Genomic DNA, 17,501 nt, shown 5'->3' on the forward strand with positions numbered 1-17,501 from the left:
AAACTCCTGTCCTGTTCAACCTTCCACGCGGTTGCGGCCGCTGGCTTTGGCGCGGTACAGCGCGGCGTCAGCCTGCTTCAGCAGCATCTCGGCATCATCAATATCCATGTGATTGAAGGAGCCGACGCCAAGGCTGGCCGTCACCGCGACCGTGCGCGCCCCGGCGCCATGCACCTGGGCTTCGATCCGCGACCGCAACGTCTCTGCGAACTTGCGCGCGCCTTCAGGCGGCGTGTTCGGCAACAGGATACACAATTCTTCGCCGCCGTAGCGTCCGGCCACATCAATCACCCGCACGTTTTCGCGCACCAGGCGGCCGATCGCGGCCAGCACCTCGTCGCCCAGCTGGTGGCCAAACTCATCGTTGACGTGCTTGAAGTGGTCGACGTCCACCATCACGGCCGACAGCGGCGTGCGGAAGCGGCGCGTGCGGGCCACTTCAAATCGGAGGCGGTTCATCAGTGAGCGGCGGTTATGCAAGCCGGTCAGCTCATCGGTGGTGGCCAATGTTTCCAGCTCATCCATCGAGGCTTTCAGCGCCCGCTCGTTGGCGTGCAGCTCGAACAGGGCCATGACCTGGCGCGCCAGCTTGCGCAGCATGTCGCGTTGGGAGCTCGACAGGCAGCCTGGTTTGGTGTCCATCACACACAGGGTGCCGATTGCGAAACCGTCACTGGTCGTCAGCGGCACGCTGCTGTACATGCGCATGAACGGCGCTTCGACGGTCAGCGGCATGCCGGCCGTGCGGGCATCCTTGCCCAGGTCGCCAATCTCGGTGGCCGCCTCGCCCAGCACCGCCAGCGAGCAATAGCACTGGCTGCGCGGCATGGAACCCAGCCTCAGCCCGGTGCAGGACTTGACGACGGCGCGTTCGCCATCGACCAGCGTGACGAAGGCATACGGAACGTCACAGACCTTGGCGGCCAGCTCTGTCAGGAAGGTGAAATCTTCGCTCGCTGGCGCATCGAGGGCGCCGTAGCGGTGCAGCGCGGCCAGGCGCTTGTGCTCGTCCGACTGCCCGGGGTACAGCGTCGTTATGATTTTTTCGGCGGCAGACATGCTCTCTCCCTTGTTACAGTACCAGTGTAACAAGGTTGTTAGCAAGATAATAGTTTTATTTGGCAGCCACTATTTGCCGCAGGGCACGCTCAAAGGCTTCCGGCGGCTGTCCGCCGGAGATGAGATGTTTTTCATTGATGATGACGGCTGGCACCGACTGGATGCCGTTGCGGTGGTAGAAATGCTCCATATCGCGAACTTCCTGAGCGTAGCGACCAGATGACAGCACTTGCACTGCCTCCGCCTCGTCCAGGCCGACCTTGCCCGCCAGTTGCACCAGCAGGGCACGCGAGCTTGGATCCTGGCCGCGCGTGAAATACGCGTCGAACAGAGCCTTTTTCAGCTCTTTCTGCTTGCCGTGCTCGCCAGCCCAATGCAGCAGCCGGTGCGCATCAAAAGTGTTGTAAATCCGGCTACGCATGCCCATGGCGAAGTCGAAACCGACATCGGCGCCGCGCTGGCGGATCATTTCACGGGTCTGTTCCTGCTGGGCGGGGCTGGCGCCGTATTTCTGGCGCAGGTGCTCGGTGATGTCCTGCCCTTCCGGCACCATGTGCGGATTCAGTTCGAAGGGCTGGAAGTGGATTTGCGCCTGGACGCTGTCGCCAAGACGGCCCAGCGCCACTTCCAGGCTGTTGAGCCCGATCGCACACCAGGGACAGGAGACGTCGGAAACGAAGTCGATGCGGATCGGGGTGGTAGTCATGGTTTTCTAGGCCTTTTTCTTGGCTTTGCTGCCGATGCGGCTTTCTTTGCCAGCAATAAGGTTAGCAATATTTTTGGCATGGCGCCAAACCAGCAAACCGCTCATGGCCAAGACGGCAGCCAGTTGCGGTTCGGCGCCGAACAGCAAGCCGTAGTAGAACGGTGCGAACACGGAAGCGATCAGTGCCGCCAGCGAGGAATAGCGGAAGGCGTAAGCCACCACCAGCCAGGTCGCCAGCGTTGCCAGGCCCAGCCATACATTCAATGCCAGCAGCACGCCCAGCGCAGTGGCCACGCCCTTGCCACCGACGAACTTGAAGAATATCGGCCACAAGTGGCCAACAAACACGGCCACGGCCACCAGTGCGATGGCCTGGTCTGCCTGGTAGCCCAGGCCGAGTTGCTGCTGGAAATGGTCGACCAGGAACACGGCCAGCCAACCTTTGAAGGCATCGCCGATCAAGGTCCAGATCGCCGCGCCCTTGTTACCGCTGCGCAGCACATTGGTTGCACCGGGGTTGCCGGAACCATAGGTGCGCGGATCGTCCAGCCCGTAGAACTTGCTCACCACCACGGCGAAGGAAATCGAGCCGATCAGGTAAGCGCCAATAATCAAAAGCAGAGTAATCATAAATCCCCAGGATTCCTTGTTTTTATATGCGGCAGCGACTATACACCATACCGTCCGGCTCGGGCGGCGCGGCCGCAGGCAATCTTATCAATCCGCCAATGCGCATTGCACCGGCCTGGCTGCCAGCACCTCGGTCAGGACCGCTGGCTTGATACCAATCAGGAAGCCACGGCGCCCGCCATTGATATAAATCGTTTCCAGGCCAAGGATGCTTTCCTCGACATACACCGGCATTGCCTTCTTGGTGCCGAACGGCGACGTGCCACCCACCATGTAGCCGGAATGGCGCTGCGCTACGTCGGGCTTGCACGGCTCAACGGACTTGCAGCCGATATTGCGGGCCAGGTTCTTGGTCGATACCTTGCAGTCGCCGTGCATCAGCACGATCAGCGGCTTGGCCGCCTCGTCCTGCATCACCAGCGTCTTCACCACATGGTGTTCATCGACGCCCAGCTCGCGCGAAGAGACGGAGGTACCGCCATGCTCTTCGTACTCATACGGATGTTCGGAAAATGCGACTTTGTGCTTGCGCAGCAAGGCTGTCGCCGGGGTTTCGGAAATGTGCTCTTTTTTTGCCATGCCGTGATACGCTAGTGCCAAGAGAGGAGTTTCTCATTATGCAGCAAGAAATTCGCTTTGCCACCTTCAATGTCTGCAACCTTGCCCCGCCAGGGGCGAAACTGTACGACAACCTGCAGCCTTTGACGGAGCAGGAGTACGAGGCCAAGGCGGAATGGACCGCGCAGCAACTGGACCAGCTCGATGCCGACGTGATCGGCTTCCAGGAGATCTTCTCCCAGGCAGCGCTGCGCGACGTGCTCGCGCGCACCCGCAAATACCGCGAAGCCGTGCATGCCGGCTTCGATCCCGATCCCCAGGCCTTGCGGCTGACGCCCAACGTGGCGTTGGTGTCGCGCCTGCCGTTGGCTGCCGCGCCGGAGGTCTATGCCAATTTCCCCGAAGGCGTGCCGGCCGATTCCGGCTTGCCGGAATCGGACCGCTTTGCGCGTGCTCCGCTGCACGCGCAAATCCTGCTGCCGAACGAGGTCGTGGTGGACGTTATCGTGGTGCACCTGAAGTCGCGCCGTCCCGATTACCGCAGCGGCGACACGTCGGAAGATCCGCTGCACCTGGCCATGGCCAGCCTGCGTTCCCTGGTGTGGCGCGGCACGGAAGCGGTGGCCCTGCGCGTATTGTTAAGCAAGATGATGCGCGCGTCACGCCGGCCATGCATCGTGCTCGGGGATTTCAACGATACGGCCGATGCGGTCACCACCACCATCGTGCTGGGCAACGGCGGCGGCATGATGCCCGGCGACGAACGGCGCGGCCGCATGTACGACGCCAACCAGATCCAGCTGCGGCAAGACCACCTGCGCCATGTGGCCTACACCAGCATCCACGAAGGCCATTACTCCACCATCGACCACGTACTGGTGTCGGAAGAATTCAACCCCGCCTCGCCGCGCGCGATCGGCGAAGTGCTGGACGTCAGCTACTTCAACGACCACCTGCGCCAGGAACGACCCGAAGTCTCCGACCACGGCCAGGTCCTGGTCCGCCTGCGGCTGCGCTAGGCCGATACAGCTGCCACCGCGGCGCCGGCCAGATGGCCCTGGTATTGGTCGCAGCCAAGTTCGCGCAGCAGCTGGAGCTGGTCTTCGGTCTCGACGCCTTCGGCGATGACAGTCATATCGAGACTGCGCGCCATGGCGATGATGGTGCGGATGGCCGTGGCGTCCGTGCCATGGTCGAAAAACGATTGCGCAATCTTGAGCTTGTCGATCGGGCTGTCCTTCAACTGCCCCAGCCGCGAGTAGCCGGTGCCGAAGTCGTCGATTGACAGCCGCACGCCAAGACCGCGCAATTTGCCCAGCACGCTTTCTGTCTGCGTCCCGCCCTGCATCAGCATGGCCTCGGTGAGCTGCAATTCGAGCAGGCGCGCCGGCAGGCCGGCCGTGTCCAAGGCCTCGTTCACACAATCCAGCAAGTCCTTATGCATGAACTGGGCCGGCGCCAAGTTGACCGACACTACCAGCTCGCGCCCCTCATCCAGCCAGCCGCGCGCATGGCGGCAAGCCTCCTGCAGCACCCAGTTGCCAATCGCCACCATCATGCCCGCTTCCGTGGCGACATCGATAAAGCGCTCCGGCAGCAGCACGCCGAGTTCGGGATGGCGCCAGCGCAGCAGCGCCTCCATCCCCACCACCGCGGCACTGGCGATGTCGACCTCGGGCTCAAACACCAGTTCGAACTGCTGCCTGGCCAAGGCGCGCCGCAAGCCCTGCTCCAGCCCGGAGCGCTCCACAATGCGGGCATTCATTTCGCTGCTGAAGAACTGGTAGCCGTTGCGGTCTGCCTGTTTGGCGTGGTACATGGCAATATCCGCATGTTTCAGCAAAGTGTCGATCTCTTCCCCATCGGCAGGGAACATGGCGATCCCGATCGAACCGGAAACGTGGGCAATATGCCCTCCAAGCACGAATTCCTGCTCCAGCGCGTGCAATACCGTGTCCGCGGCATGCGCCGCGCCCGCCGGCCCCGCCACATCGGACAGCACGATGATGAACTCATCGCCCCCCTGCCGGCTCACCGTGTCGGCCTCGCGCACGCAGTGCACCAGCCGGCTGGCCACTTCCTTCAGCAGCCGGTCGCCCACCGAATGCCCCAGCGTATCGTTGACCATCTTGAAGCGGTCAAGGTCGACGAACAGCACCGCCAGCATGGCCTGGTTGCGGCGGGCGGCCGCCAAGGCCAGCCGCAGGCGGTCCAGCAACAGCACCCGGTTCGGCAAGTCGGTCAGGAAGTCATGTTCGGCCAGGTGGCGCGTGTGCTCTTCGGTTTTCTTGCGCTCGGTGATATCGGTGACGGTGCCCATATAGTTGCTGACGCGTCCCGCGCTATCGCGGATGGCAGTGATGCTGGTCCAGCAGGGAAACAGCGCACCGTCCAGCTTGCGGCCCCAGGATTCACCTTCCCAATGGTCGCTGGCATCCACCTGGGCCCAGACTTCGCGGTAAAACGATTCGTCGTGCACGCCGGAGCGGTACAGGCTGACCGGCTTGCCCAGCATGTCCTGCGGTGCGAAACCGGTAATGTCCGTGAACGCACGGTTGAGGGCGATCACGCGCCGGCCGCGATCGGTCAGCACGATTGCGTCGCGGCTGTTTTCGAACACCTGCGCCGCCAGGTACAGTGCGCGCTCGGCGCGCTTGCGTTCGGAGATGTCGCGCACTACGGCGTAATACAGCTTGCTGCCGTCGAGGGATATGGCGGTCAGCAATACTTCGGCCCAGAACAGCGTCCCCTCGCCATCCACATAATGCCACTCGCCGCGTGCGTTGCCGCGCTGCTTCGCCTCATCGGCCATGCGTGCTTCCGCCTCTGTCGAGAGCGCGCCAGACGGTTGGGTCATGGGGGCGAAATCATACAGGTGGCGCCCGACCAGGCGCCCCGGCCCATCGCTCTTGAACAGGGCTAGCGCGGCCGGGTTGGCCTCCTCCACCACACCGTCGCGCAGCAGGAAGATGGCGTCGCTGGAGCGCTCGAACATATGATGATAGTTCGCGCCTGCCGCCTGCAAGGCATCGAAGTCCTTGCGCCGCTGCGTGATGTCGACTTCCATGCAGAATATCTGTGCCAGCTCGCCGTCGTGCCAGACCGGGATGCAAGTCGAGTACAGCCAGAGCTCACGGCCATCGCAGGTCTTGATTTGCCAGTCGCCGGACGGCGGGCAGTGGCCGTTGCGCCAGACCTCCGCCACCATCGCATCGTGCTCCGCCTGCCGCTCGCCATGCGAACACAGTTGGGACATGCATTGGCCCACCGCTGACTCAACAGTAATGCCCAGCATGTCGGCGCAAGCCTGGTTGCAGAATTGCACCACGCCTTCCCGGTCAAAACTGCACACTGAAACCGACGGCGTCAGCTCCAGCGCGGCAACCATCCTCGCGATCAGGTCGAGCGCAGCGTGGGCAGGGGTCAGCACATGGGGCAAGGAAGGCATGGTCGTACTCATGGTCTCATTGTTGCCATCTGGGGCGGGTGCCGATTGCGCTGCATCAAAGGTGTGCCGGAAGCGGCGGCTCCATCCTCGCTTTTTGCATTTCAGGTCGCCGTTTTGGCGCTCTATCGCATTCCCGTGGCTGCTGGACTTGTTAAAACCTACAGTGACACCATTGCAACCCGCGCCAGCGGACACCTTTAACGAAGAGACAATAATGAGCCCCCAACCCGTGCACCTGAAATCCCGCAAGCGCTGGCGCCTTCCACTGATCGGCCTGGTGGTACTGGGCCTGGCGGGGGGCGGCTGGACAGTCATGCGGGCCAAGCCTGCCGCAACGCCGAAGGCCGGCGCTGCCACGCCGGCGCCTGTGCTGGAACTGGCCAGTGCCGACGTGGCCACTATCGGAGCGCGCCCGCTGGCGGTCGGCCTGCCGCTGTCGGGCTCGCTGATCCCGGTCAACCAGGCCACCATCAAGTCAAAAGTCTCCGGCCAGGTGCAGGAAGCAGCATTACGCGAAGGCGTGTCGGTGCAGCAAGGCCAGGTGCTGGCCCGCCTCGACCAGGCCGACCTGACAGCGCGCCTGGCCCAGCAGCGGGCCATGCTGGAAGAAGCGCAGGCCAGGCTGAACATGGCACAGAAAAACGAGTACAACGCGAAAGCGCTGCTGTCGCAAAAATTCATCTCGCAGACCAGCTTCGATACCACGGCCAATGCTGTCGAGCTGGCACAGGCCAATGTCAAATCCGCTTCCGCCATGGTCGACCTGGCCCGCATTGCGTTGAACGACAGCGTAATCCGCGCACCGATCAGCGGAATCATCTCCAAACGTCATGTGCAGGCGGGCGACAAGGTCGCGCCTGACATGCCCGTCTACACCATCGTCGGCCTGCAAGAGCTGACGCTGGAGGCGCAAGTGCCCACCACCGACATCCCGCGCGTGAAAATTGGCCAGGAAGTCAGCTTCCGCGTCGATGGCTTCGCCAAGCGCGAATTCAGCGGCAAGGTAGCGCGCATCAACCCGACCACGGAAACCGGTTCGCGCGCCATGCTGGTGTATATCTCGGTTCCGAACGCCGAAGGCGTGCTGCGCGGCGGCATGTTCGCCAAGGGGAATATCACCACCGAGCGCACCAAGGAAGCGCCGATGGTGCCGCTGGCTGCACTGCGCGAAGAAGCGGGCAAGCAGGTGGTCTACAAGGTCGCCGACGGCATCGTCGTGGCGCAGCCGGTCAGCCTTGGCCTGCGCAGCGAGGATGCGGGCCTGGCCGAAGTGACCGGCGGCCTGGAACAGGGCGCCAACGTGATCATCTCAAAACTGGACGGGGTGAAGCCGGGCGCCAAGGTCAAGCTGGCTGCCCCGGCCGGCGTTCCCGCCGCCAGGCCGGCCATGCTGGCAGCGGCTAAAGGCTAAGGGGCGCCGCCATGTGGATCACTAAAATCTCGATTCGCCAGCCGGTCTTTGCCACCATGGTGATGGTGGCGCTGATGGTGCTTGGCATCTTCTCTTACAAGGGCCTTGGCGTGGAATCCATGCCGAACGTTTCCTTCCCGTTTGCCGCGATCGAGGTGGTATATCCGGGCGCCTCGCCGGAAGCGGTGGAAAACGACATCACGCGCCCGATCGAGGACATCGTCAACACCGTCTCCGGCGTCAAGACCATCCGCGCCAACTCGTGGGAGGGCAAGGCCGGCGTCTACGTCGAATTCGAGCTGTCCACCAATATGGACAAGGCGATGCAGGACATGCGCGACAAGATTGCGTTGGTGCGCCCGAAATTCCCGCGCGAAGCGAAGGAACCCTTCATCGCCCGCGCCGAAGGCGAGAACGACCAGCCCATCGTCAGCCTGTCGTTCAGCTCGGACAAGCGCAGCCTGCGCGAGCTGTCCACCATGACCGACCAGATCCTGGCCAAGCGCTTCCAGGGCGTGCCGGGCGTGGGCCAGGTGCGCGTATTCGGCACCACCAAGCGCCAGATGCTGGTCAGCCTGCGCCCGGCCGACATGCGTGCGCAAGGCGTGGGCGTGGACGAAGTGATGCGCGCCATCCAGAACACCAACGCCAACCTGCCTGCCGGCCGCCTGTCGGCCGACGTCACGGAAACCCTGGTGCGGGTGGAAGGCAAGCTGAAAGAAGCGGCCGAATTCAACAAGATCATCGTAGCGCGCCGCGCCAACGGCCCGGTTTACCTGGACCAGGTGGCCGACGTGATCGATGGCGAAGCGGAGGAACAATCGATCTCGCGCGTCAACGGCAAGCCCGCCGTCTCGCTCGACATCACCAAGGTACAGGATGCCAACGTGGTCGAGGTCGGCAACGGCATCCTGAAGGTGGTGGAAAACCTGCGCAAGACCCTGCCGGAAGACATCAGGATCAAAGTCCTGGATTCGCAATCGGAGCGCGTGCAGGCGCAGCTCGATAACGTCAAGCGCACCATCATCGAAGGCGCGATCCTGACCATGGTGATCGTGTTCTTCTTCCTGCACTCCTGGCGCTCGACCATCATCACCGGCCTGACGCTGCCGATTTCGGTGCTGGCTTCCTTCATCGCCATGAAGGCCTTCGGCTTCACGCTGAACTTCCTGACGCTGATGGCGCTGTCGCTGTGCATTGGCTTGCTGATCGACGACGCCATCGTGGTACGCGAGAACATCGTGCGCCACCTCGGCTTCGGCAAGCACCACCGCAAGGCGGCCGAGGACGGCACCAATGAAATCGGCATCGCCGTGATGGCGACCACCTTTGCGATTGTCGCCGTGTTCGTGCCGGTGGCCTTCATGGACGGCATCATCGGCCGCTTCTTCCTGCAGTTCGGCGTGACCGTGACGGTGGCGGTGCTGGTATCGCTCTTCGTCTCCTTTACCCTCGACCCGATGCTGTCGTCGGTATGGCACGACCCGGTCCAGGACCGCTTCAAATACCTGCCATGGCTGGGCCGCGTCATGGAGAAAGTCGAACATGGCGTGGAGCAGGTGCACAAGCTGTACGGCAAGGTGCTGGCGTTGGCGCTGAGGTGGCGCAAGCTGACGCTCGCCACCGCCTTCGGCCTGTTCGCGGGCAGCCTGATGCTGGTGCCGATGATCGGCGGCGAGATGTTCCCGGAAACCGACCAGGGCCAGATTGTGCTGCAGCTCAAGGTACCGGTCGGCTCCAGCCTGGATTACAACGACGCCAAGGTGAAGCAGGTGGAGGCGGCGCTGAGGGAATTTCCCGAGGTCGATGCCGTCACGGCCAATGTCGGCGATCCAGCCGGCCGCCATATCTCCTTCCTGCGCATCAAGCTGACCGATGTCAAGAAAACCCACCGTCAATCCCAGCAAAAGCTGGAAGGCGCGATCCGCAAACGCATCGAGCGCATTCCCGGCATTACCCTGTCCGTGGGCCAGAAGCCGATCTTCATCGCCATCCTCGGCACCGACGAAGCCAAGCTGGAGCAGGCGGCGCAGACACTGATGGCCAAGATGCGCAAGATCAAGGGCGTGGCCGACCTGGAATACAGCCAGGAAGGCGCCAATCCATCGACGCTGATCAAGATCAATAATGAACTGGCCAGCGACCTGGGACTGAGCGTGCAGCAGATCGGCAGCGCCATGCGTCCTTTCGTGGCGGGCGACACGGCCAGCTACTGGCTGGCGGCCGATGGCCAGAACTATGAAGTCAATGTGCAGTTGCCCAAGTCCGGCCGCCAGCGCATCGCCGACCTGGCCGACCTGTCGCTCACCTCGAGCAAGACCGGCCCGGACGGCAACCCGCTGATGGTCCCGCTGCGCCAGGTGGTGGACTTTGTGCCCGGCTTCAGCCCGCAGGTGCTGAAGCGCCAGGCCCTGCAGCGCCGGGTGGCCATCTATGCCGCGACCGAAGGCCGTCCAGCCGGCGACGTCGATGCCGACGTGAAGAAAGCCATGGACTCGATGACGCTGCCGGACGGCGTGCGCTTCGACGTGGCCGGCAACGCGCAGCAGATGGCCGAAACGATGAACGGCGCCGTCACCGCGCTGAGCATCGCGGTGGTGTTCATTTACATCGTGCTGGCGTCGCAGTTCGGCAGCTTCCTGCAGCCCGTTGCGATCATGGTGTCGCTGCCGATGTCGCTGATCGGCGTGCTGGTGGCGCTGCTGGCGACCGGCTCCACGCTGAACGTCTTCTCCGTGATCGGCGTGATCATGCTGATGGGCCTGGTGACCAAGAACGCGATCCTGCTGGTGGACTTCACCAACCACGGCCAGCGCGACGGCATGAGCCAGTTCGACGCCATCATGGCGGCCGGCCAGGTGCGCCTGCGTCCCATCCTGATGACGACCCTGGCAATGATCTTCGGCATGCTGCCGATGGCGATTGGCCTCGGTGAAGGCGGGGAAACCCAGGCGCCGATGGGTCGTGCTGTGATTGGCGGCGTGCTCACCTCCACCCTGCTGACGCTGGTCGTGGTGCCGGTGGCCTACACCTACCTCGACAGTTTCGGCAAGCGCGCCAAGCGCTGGCTGCGCCGCGGCCAGCACGACGACGCAGCGGCCGCCGAAAAATCCGACGTGGCAGAAGCCGCGTAAGCAGTTTCGCCCGAACAGTCCCTGCCGTGGCGAGGACGTGACGGCGTCCCCTATGAAAGTCGGGGTCAGGTCTGGCAATCCGCCATGTATGGCGGATTGCCAGACCTGACCCCGACTTTCATTCTGGGGCGGTGGTGTCGGTTTCTTCGGTTTCGTAGCCGGCTTCGTCGGCATCCTGCTCGTCGGCCGGACGGTTCTTGGCCGCAAGTTTTTTCTGCGCTTTTTCTTCGGCCTTGCGTTTTTTCTCCAGCTCGCGCTGGCGTTTCTCGAATGCGAAATTCGTCTTTGCCATGGAAATACCTCCTGAAAGCCTACATTAGGCCGATTGACGGCGCTGCGCAAACGAAATTATCCGCGCGGATGATGTAGCGCATGAATCTGCTTCAAGCGCTCGCGCGCAACGTGGGTGTAGATTTGTGTGGTCGAAATATCGGAGTGGCCTAAAAGCAACTGCACCACGCGCAGGTCGGCGCCATGGTTCAGCAGGTGCGTGGCGAAGGCGTGGCGCAGCGTGTGCGGCGACAGCGGTGCGGTAATGCCGGCCTTCAAGGCCTGCTTTTTCACCACGACCCAGAACATTTGCCGCGTCATCGGCCCGCCGCGGCCGGTGATAAAGAGCGCATCGTCCTGCTTGCCGTCGAGGATCGCGCCGCGCGCTTCGCGCAAGTAGCGCTCGATCCACAAGCGCGCCTGTTCGCCGAACGGCACCAGGCGCGTCTTCGCGCCCTTGCCGGTGATGCGCAGCACGCCGTCGTTCATGCTCAGTTCGAGCGTCTTCAGGGCGACCAGCTCCGACACGCGCAAGCCGCTGGCATACATCAGTTCCAGCATGGTGCGGTCGCGAATGCCAAGCGGCGTGCGCAAGTCCGGCGCGGCCAGCAGCGCTTCCACCTGGCCCTCGCTCAGGGTATGCACGAAGCGAAGCGGTTGCTTGGCCGACGCCATGCGCAGGCAGGGATCTTCCGCGATATGCCGCTGGCGCAGGGCGATCTGGTAAAAGCGCTTCAGGGCAGACAGGCGGCGGTTGGCCGAACTGGGCTTGGTGTCCTGGTGGCGCGCAGCAAAATAGGCTTGCAGGTCGGCCGTGCCGACTGCATGCAAACTGCCGACCGAGGGTCGCGCCGTTTCCAGCCACTTGGCAAAGGCCGTCAGATCGCGCCGGTAGGCATCGAGGGAATTCCTGGACAGCCCGTCTTCCAGCCACAGGCTGTCGCAAAACTCGTCGATCAGAGCAAGGTTGCCTGCTGCCATTGATACTCTTGATGTCCTTCGTGGGCCAGCAGCCAGCGCTTCACGCCGAGGGTGAAGCCGTTCTGGTCGTCGCTGCCGGCAAAGCCGCCCAGGCTGCTGGCGCCCATCACGCGGTGGCAGGGCACCAGCGGCGGGAAAGGGTTGCTGCGGCAAGCCTGCCCCACCGCCCGCGCGACCGAATCAAGGTGCTTGGCCAGCTCGCCGTAGGTGCGCACCTGGCCGCGCGGGATTTCGCGCAGCGCTTGCCACACGCGGCGCTGGAACTCGCTGCCGCGCATTGCCAGCGGCAGGTCGAAGGCGTAGTCGGCATCGTCGCAATAGGCCAGCAACTGCTGCACGGCTTTTTCGGCCAGCGCATTGGTGGGCGCTTTTTCCGGCGTGTCGCCGGGCAGGTAGAACATTTCGGTCACGACCGCGCCGGCCGTGCCGACGCCCATGGCGCCGAACGGGAGATGGATGATGGCGCTGAAGTCCCTGCCAGCATGTTGTTTTTCGGTCACGCTTACTCCAATAAAACTGTGGCAATCATGCTACACCAGTGCGCCAGGATAGGGCAAAAAAAAACGCACCCGCAGGTGCGTCTTGAATCTTTTTTTTCACCACCCCGGCCATTTAACCCCGCTTGTGGCGGCGGCCAATAGCATACTGTCAGGCAGCGTGTCTCCTCTATGATCCGCGGCCGCGCCGCTTGTTCTTCTTCTTCACTCCCCACTAAATCCTGTGCCCGTAACCATCATGGTGCAAGCCGCACCGTTCAGGGGCGTGGCCATAGTAACCGATCTTTTTCCGAATATCGTTATTTATTTTTGGCAACTTGACAGTGGGCTTATTTTGCTGTCTCGCGGTTGATGGCCTGGATCAGGTCCTTGCCGATGCGCTCTTCCATCTGCTTTTGCACCGGCAGCAGGGCATTGCGCCACAGCGCCTGTTCCTGCGCGCTCAGGTTGTAGATCCGGGTCTTGCCGGACTTGCGGATCGCTTCCAGGGCCATATCGTTGTCGCGCTGGGCGATGGCTTTTTCGTAAGTGGTGGCTTCCTTCATGGCGCCTTCAAGCTTGCTGCGGATGTCCGACGGCAGGCCGTCCCAGAACTTCTTGTTGACGATGACGGCGTAGCCCAGGTAGCCGTGGTTGGAAATGGTCAGGTGCTTCTGCACCTCATGCATCTTTTGCGTGTACATGTTCGAGGGCGGATTCTCGGTGCCATCCACGACGCCGGTCTGTAACGCCATATACGCTTCGGAGAAGGCCAGCGACTGCGGCACCGCGCCCAGCGCGCGCATCTGGATGTCCAGCACCTTGGAAGACTGGATCCGCATCTTCAGGCCATGGAAATCGGCCGGCACGCGCAGCTGGCGGTTGGCCGACATGACCTTGAAGCCATTATCCCAGTAAGCCAGGCCGGTAATACCCTTGGTTTCGAGCTTCTTCAGCAGCGATTTGCCGATCGGGCCTTCGGTCACGTTGTACAGCGCGGTCTTGTTGGGGAAGATGTAGGGCAGGTCGAACACCTCGAATTCCTTCACGCCCAGCGGACCGAACTTGGCCAGCGACGGCGCCAGCATCTGCACCGCGCCCAGCTGCAGCGCTTCCAGTTCTTCCTTGTCCTTGTACAGCTGGCTGTTCGGGTAGACCTGGACCCTGACGCGGCCCGCAGTGGCCTTCTCAGCCAGCTGCTTGAAGCGCTCCGCCGCCTGCCCCTTGGGCGTATCCGGCGCGACGACGTGGCTGAATTTGATGACGATGGGCGCCTGCGCGAACGCTTGGGACGTGACAAGTGCGGCCGCGCCGAAGGCGGCCAGGAGGGACTTCAAATGCATAAGGTCTCCCGGCGATTCTGGTGCATTATTATTCTCACTTTATATTGTGTTCAGTGGAATGGTGGCACACAACTGTGGAAACCCACAATACAAGCAGCAACTGGATTCGCTACCCTCGGCGCATGCTAAAACGCTTATCACTGCCCTTTGCCATCCGCTGGCTGCTGCCGGTAGTACTGGTGCTGCTATTTGTCGCCATCGTGTTCTGGCTGCCGTGGCAGGCGCGCCAGCTCGAGAGCAACGAGCGGCAGGAGCAACTGATCGCCGATACGCTGTGGGTCGAACAATCGATCCGCTTCCAGCTTGGCCGCCACGAAGAAAGCCTGCGCGGCCTGGCCAATGAAATCGCCAGCGGACACCTGGCGCCGGCCGACGTGCAGCAGCGCATGGGGCGCATGCTGAAAAATGGCGCCGAGCTGAAAAGCGTGATCCAGGTCGCCCCCACAGGACGCATTGTCGTGGCCAGCGAAGGCGCGCCGGTCAGCCCGACCGGTGACGCCATGCTCGGTACCGCCGCGCTGGCGGCGCAGGACCATGCGCGCCGCACGCACACTCCCGTCTACGCCGAGCCCGAGCCGATTGGCGGCGAGGCCCCGCAAGGCGCGCTGAAAATGGACCTGCTGTTCCCGATTTACCGCGGCGACCAGTGGCTGGGCAGCCTGGTGGCGACCTTCCAGCTCAGTAGCCTGCTCGATGAAATGGTGCCCTGGTGGTTCGCCCAGGATAACCAGATCTCCCTTCTCGACCGCGACGACAAGGTGCTGGCGCGCCGCAGTTCGGCCGGCCCGGGCCACGGCGTCTACACCCACAAACGCGCCCTCGACCTGCCCGGCGCCACCATTACCCTGATGACGGACAGCGTGAAAAGCGAGCCGAAGCTGCTGCCCAACCTGCTGGTCGGCTCCGTCATCGCGCTCTCGCTTGCCCTGTTATGGAGCCTGTTCGCACTGTGGGGCCACATCTCGCGCCGGCTCGCGGCAGAAGGCGAACTGCGGCAGCAAATGACTTTCCGCACCGCGATGGAAAATTCGCTGGTGACCGGCCTGCGCGCGCGCGACCTGGAAGGCCGCATCACCTATGTCAATCCCGCCTTCTGCCAGATGGTGGGCTACCCGGCGGAAGAACTGATCGGGCGCTCGCCGCCGATGCCGTATTGGGCGCCGGACGTCATGGAGGAATACCAGCACCGCCTGGCCAATGTGCTGGCCGGCTCCGTCACGCCCGAATTCGAAACCCTGTTCCAGCGCCCCGACGGCACCCGCATTCCGGTACTGGTGTTCGAAGCGCCGCTGGTGGACAAGGAAGGCCGCCACACCGGTTACATGGGTTCCATTCTCGACATCTCGGACCGCAAGCGCATGGAGGAATTGAACCGCCAGCACCAGGAAAAGCTGCAAGCCAGCGCGCGCCTGGCCACCATGGGCGAAATCGCTTCCATGCTGGCGCACGAGCTCAACCAGCCGCTGGCCGCCATCTCGAGCTACACCACGGGCGCACTGAACATTCTCGCGCGCGGCGGCGATACGGCCATGCTCAGGCCTGCACTGGAACAAGCCGGCGCACAGGCGCAGCGCGCCGGCCAGATCATCCGCAGCGTGCACGAATTCGTGAAGAACCGCGAATCGGAGCGGCAGGACGTGGCGCTGCAATCGATGCTCGATTCCATCCTGGTGCTGATCGAGCTGCAAGCGCGCCAGCACCACGTTTCGCTGCAAATCGAGATCCCGGAATCGCTGCCCCTGGTGCGCGCCGACCGCATGCTGATCGAGCAGGTGCTGCTGAACCTGACCCGCAACGGCATCGAAGCCATGGCCGACGTGCAGCCGCTGAAACGCGTGCTGCGCGTGCTGGCGGAAAACGATCCGCTGGCAGGCATGGTGGTGGTGCAGGTGATCGACCACGGCCACGGCATTCCGCAGGACGTGGCCGAGCGCCTGTTCTCGCCTTTCTTCTCCACCAAGGCCGAAGGCATGGGCATGGGTCTCAACATTTGCCGCACCGCGATCGAGTTCCACGGCGGCACATTGACCCACCGCGACAACCCGCAAGGCGGTACCATATTCACTTTCACGCTGCCGGTCGCAGGCGGCGCCCAATAGAGCAAATTCGGGAGACCCAGAATGCTACATATTGTTGACGATGAAGCCGTGGTGCGCGATGCACTGTCGTGGCTCGCGTCCTCGCGCGGCATCGCAGCAACCACCTACGAAAGCGCTGCCGCCTTCCTGGCCTTCGCACAAGGCGGCGCCTTCGACCCGGAAGGCGACTGCGTACTGCTCGACGTGCGCATGCCCGAAATCAGCGGCGTGGCAGCCTTCGACCAGCTGGCGGCGCGCGGGCTGACGGCACGCCTGCCCGTCATCTTCCTGACCGGCCACGGCGACGTGCCGATGGCGGTCGATACGCTCAAGCGCGGCGCCTTCGACTTCTTCGAGAAGCCTTTCAACGACAACCAGTTGATGGACCGCGTGCAGGAAGGCCTGGCCGCTTCGCGACAGGCCAGCGGCAAGGCGGCCGTGCAGGCGCGCCTGGCCACACTTTCGAGCAGGGAACGCGAAGTGCTGGACCTGATCCTGGCCGGCAAGATGAACAAGGTGGTGGCCGACGAACTGGGCATCTCGATGCGCACAGTGGAAGTCCACCGTGCGCATATCTTCGACAAGATGCAGGTCAAGACCGCAGTTGAACTGGCGGGACTGTTGAAGTGAAATAGGACTGGGCAATGACCGGCATAGGACTGCTGTTCGTCCTGGCCGGGCTGCTGATCCTGCCCACGCAAGGCTCCAAGGCGCTGGTGCCGATTACCTTCTTTGGCATGTGCTGCGCAGTTGGCGTCTACAACTGGCGCTGGGCCGGCTGCCGGTCGGCCATATCGTTTTTCGAAGCGGAGGGCTCGACTTGTCATCATGACCGTGCATTACGGCGTCGAGGCCCAGGTCCTGGCCGCCGCCATCCGCGACGGGCTTGCGCGGCAATTACCGAAAAATAATACATAAGCACTTATACATCGTGCTAAGATGGGTCCATGAAACAAGGACTTGGAACCCAATTGCGCCATTTGATCGAGCTGCTGGACGGCGCCGTGCAGCAATCTTACGTTGAGGCGGGGCTGGACTACCGGCCCCGCTACACTCCCGTGCTGCGTGCGCTGGCCGGCGGCCAGCCATGCACCGTCGGCCAGATTGCGGAAAGCGCCGGCATCACCCAGCCCGCCGCCACGCAGACCGTGGCCCTGATGCTCAAGGAAGGCTGGCTGGCGGTGGAGGCCAGCCCCACCGATGCGCGCCAGAAGCTGCTGCGCCTCAGCCCACAGGGCGAACGCCTGCTGCCTGAGTTGCAGGCATGCTGGCGCGCCACGGCAGCGGCAGCCGATTCGCTCGATGCAGACTTGCCCCATCCCCTGTCCGACACACTGACGCGCGCCATTGCCGCATTGGAGCGGCGCCCCTTCGGTGAACGCATTCGCAACGCAAAGGAGTAGAACG

16 protein-coding genes are annotated in these 17,501 nt (G+C 63.0%); 7 read left to right on the forward strand and 9 right to left on the reverse strand.

All coding sequences use genetic code 11. The features are described from left to right. Window positions 1-15: 15 nt before the first annotated feature. The 4 genes from ACN9MZ_RS25415 to ybaK form a co-directional block, all read right to left on the reverse strand. Window positions 16-1,059 (reverse strand): GGDEF domain-containing protein, encoded by a 1,044-nt coding sequence (locus ACN9MZ_RS25415; protein WP_426339612.1) that lies wholly within the window; start codon window positions 1,057-1,059, stop codon window positions 16-18. A 55-nt stretch (window positions 1,060-1,114) separates the two neighbouring features. Further along, the gene (locus ACN9MZ_RS25420; protein WP_426339613.1) at window positions 1,115-1,765 is read right to left on the reverse strand and encodes a DsbA family oxidoreductase; all 651 of its coding nucleotides are present in this window, start codon (window positions 1,763-1,765) and stop codon (window positions 1,115-1,117) included. Window positions 1,766-1,771: 6 nt separating this feature from the next. Beyond that, the gene (gene plsY / locus ACN9MZ_RS25425; RefSeq protein WP_426339614.1) at window positions 1,772-2,395 is read right to left on the reverse strand and encodes a glycerol-3-phosphate 1-O-acyltransferase PlsY; all 624 of its coding nucleotides are present in this window, start codon (window positions 2,393-2,395) and stop codon (window positions 1,772-1,774) included. Window positions 2,396-2,482: 87 nt separating this feature from the next. Then, complete coding sequence (gene ybaK, locus ACN9MZ_RS25430; protein WP_426339615.1) at window positions 2,483-2,974, reverse strand: Cys-tRNA(Pro) deacylase; 492 nt, start codon at window positions 2,972-2,974, stop codon at window positions 2,483-2,485. A gap of 38 nt (window positions 2,975-3,012) precedes the next feature. Here ybaK and ACN9MZ_RS25435 point away from each other — a divergent pair, with 38 nt between their 5' ends. Further along, a complete protein-coding gene (locus tag ACN9MZ_RS25435) occupies window positions 3,013-3,972 on the forward strand; it encodes an endonuclease/exonuclease/phosphatase family protein (RefSeq protein WP_426339616.1) in 960 nt (319 codons plus the stop codon). Here ACN9MZ_RS25435 and ACN9MZ_RS25440 read toward each other — a convergent pair. Next, window positions 3,969-6,413, reverse strand: a complete 2,445-nt coding sequence (locus tag ACN9MZ_RS25440; RefSeq protein ID WP_426339617.1) for a sensor domain-containing protein — start codon at window positions 6,411-6,413, stop codon at window positions 3,969-3,971. The two genes, ACN9MZ_RS25435 and ACN9MZ_RS25440, sit on opposite strands and share 4 nt — an antisense overlap. A gap of 202 nt (window positions 6,414-6,615) precedes the next feature. Between ACN9MZ_RS25440 and ACN9MZ_RS25445 the strand changes: the two genes are divergently transcribed. Further along, entirely contained in the window at window positions 6,616-7,812 is a 1,197-nt protein-coding gene (locus ACN9MZ_RS25445; protein ID WP_426339618.1) for an efflux RND transporter periplasmic adaptor subunit, read from the forward strand. A gap of 11 nt (window positions 7,813-7,823) precedes the next feature. Next, complete coding sequence (locus ACN9MZ_RS25450) at window positions 7,824-10,946, forward strand: efflux RND transporter permease subunit (RefSeq protein ID WP_426339619.1); 3,123 nt, start codon at window positions 7,824-7,826, stop codon at window positions 10,944-10,946. A 118-nt stretch (window positions 10,947-11,064) separates the two neighbouring features. On the opposite strand, the gene ACN9MZ_RS25455 is transcribed toward ACN9MZ_RS25450, so the two are convergent. The 4 genes from ACN9MZ_RS25455 to ACN9MZ_RS25470 all read right to left on the reverse strand — a co-directional run bounded on the left by ACN9MZ_RS25455 (window position 11,065) and on the right by ACN9MZ_RS25470 (window position 14,016). After that, the gene (locus ACN9MZ_RS25455; protein ID WP_426339620.1) at window positions 11,065-11,238 is read right to left on the reverse strand and encodes a hypothetical protein; all 174 of its coding nucleotides are present in this window, start codon (window positions 11,236-11,238) and stop codon (window positions 11,065-11,067) included. Window positions 11,239-11,294: 56 nt separating this feature from the next. Next, complete coding sequence (gene xerD / locus ACN9MZ_RS25460; protein ID WP_426339621.1) at window positions 11,295-12,197, reverse strand: site-specific tyrosine recombinase XerD; 903 nt, start codon at window positions 12,195-12,197, stop codon at window positions 11,295-11,297. Continuing rightward, window positions 12,173-12,697 (reverse strand): methylated-DNA--[protein]-cysteine S-methyltransferase, encoded by a 525-nt coding sequence (locus ACN9MZ_RS25465; RefSeq protein WP_426339622.1) that lies wholly within the window; start codon window positions 12,695-12,697, stop codon window positions 12,173-12,175. Before ACN9MZ_RS25465 ends, xerD begins: the two co-directional genes overlap by 25 nt. Before the next feature lie 326 nt (window positions 12,698-13,023). Next, entirely contained in the window at window positions 13,024-14,016 is a 993-nt protein-coding gene (locus ACN9MZ_RS25470; RefSeq protein WP_426339623.1) for a TRAP transporter substrate-binding protein, read from the reverse strand. Between the two features lie 122 nt (window positions 14,017-14,138). Between ACN9MZ_RS25470 and ACN9MZ_RS25475 the strand changes: the two genes are divergently transcribed. The 4 genes from ACN9MZ_RS25475 to ACN9MZ_RS25490 are packed head-to-tail and all read left to right on the forward strand — an operon-like array spanning window position 14,139 to window position 17,497. After that, a complete protein-coding gene (locus ACN9MZ_RS25475; RefSeq protein WP_426339624.1) occupies window positions 14,139-16,115 on the forward strand; it encodes a PAS domain S-box protein in 1,977 nt (658 codons plus the stop codon). A 21-nt stretch (window positions 16,116-16,136) separates the two neighbouring features. Beyond that, a complete protein-coding gene (locus ACN9MZ_RS25480) occupies window positions 16,137-16,724 on the forward strand; it encodes a response regulator transcription factor (RefSeq protein WP_057260768.1) in 588 nt (195 codons plus the stop codon). Window positions 16,725-16,738: 14 nt separating this feature from the next. Then, window positions 16,739-17,005 carry a hypothetical protein gene (locus tag ACN9MZ_RS25485; protein WP_426339625.1) on the forward strand — a complete coding sequence of 89 codons (267 nt, stop codon included), beginning with the start codon at window positions 16,739-16,741 and terminating at the stop codon, window positions 17,003-17,005. A 36-nt stretch (window positions 17,006-17,041) separates the two neighbouring features. Beyond that, window positions 17,042-17,497, forward strand: coding sequence for a MarR family winged helix-turn-helix transcriptional regulator (locus ACN9MZ_RS25490; protein WP_426339626.1), 456 nt, complete (start codon window positions 17,042-17,044; stop codon window positions 17,495-17,497). Window positions 17,498-17,501: the final 4 nt, after the last annotated feature.

Origin of the sequence: Pseudoduganella sp. S-14 (assembly GCF_049913285.1) — a bacterium.
Taxonomy (GTDB): domain Bacteria; phylum Pseudomonadota; class Gammaproteobacteria; order Burkholderiales; family Burkholderiaceae_D; genus Rugamonas.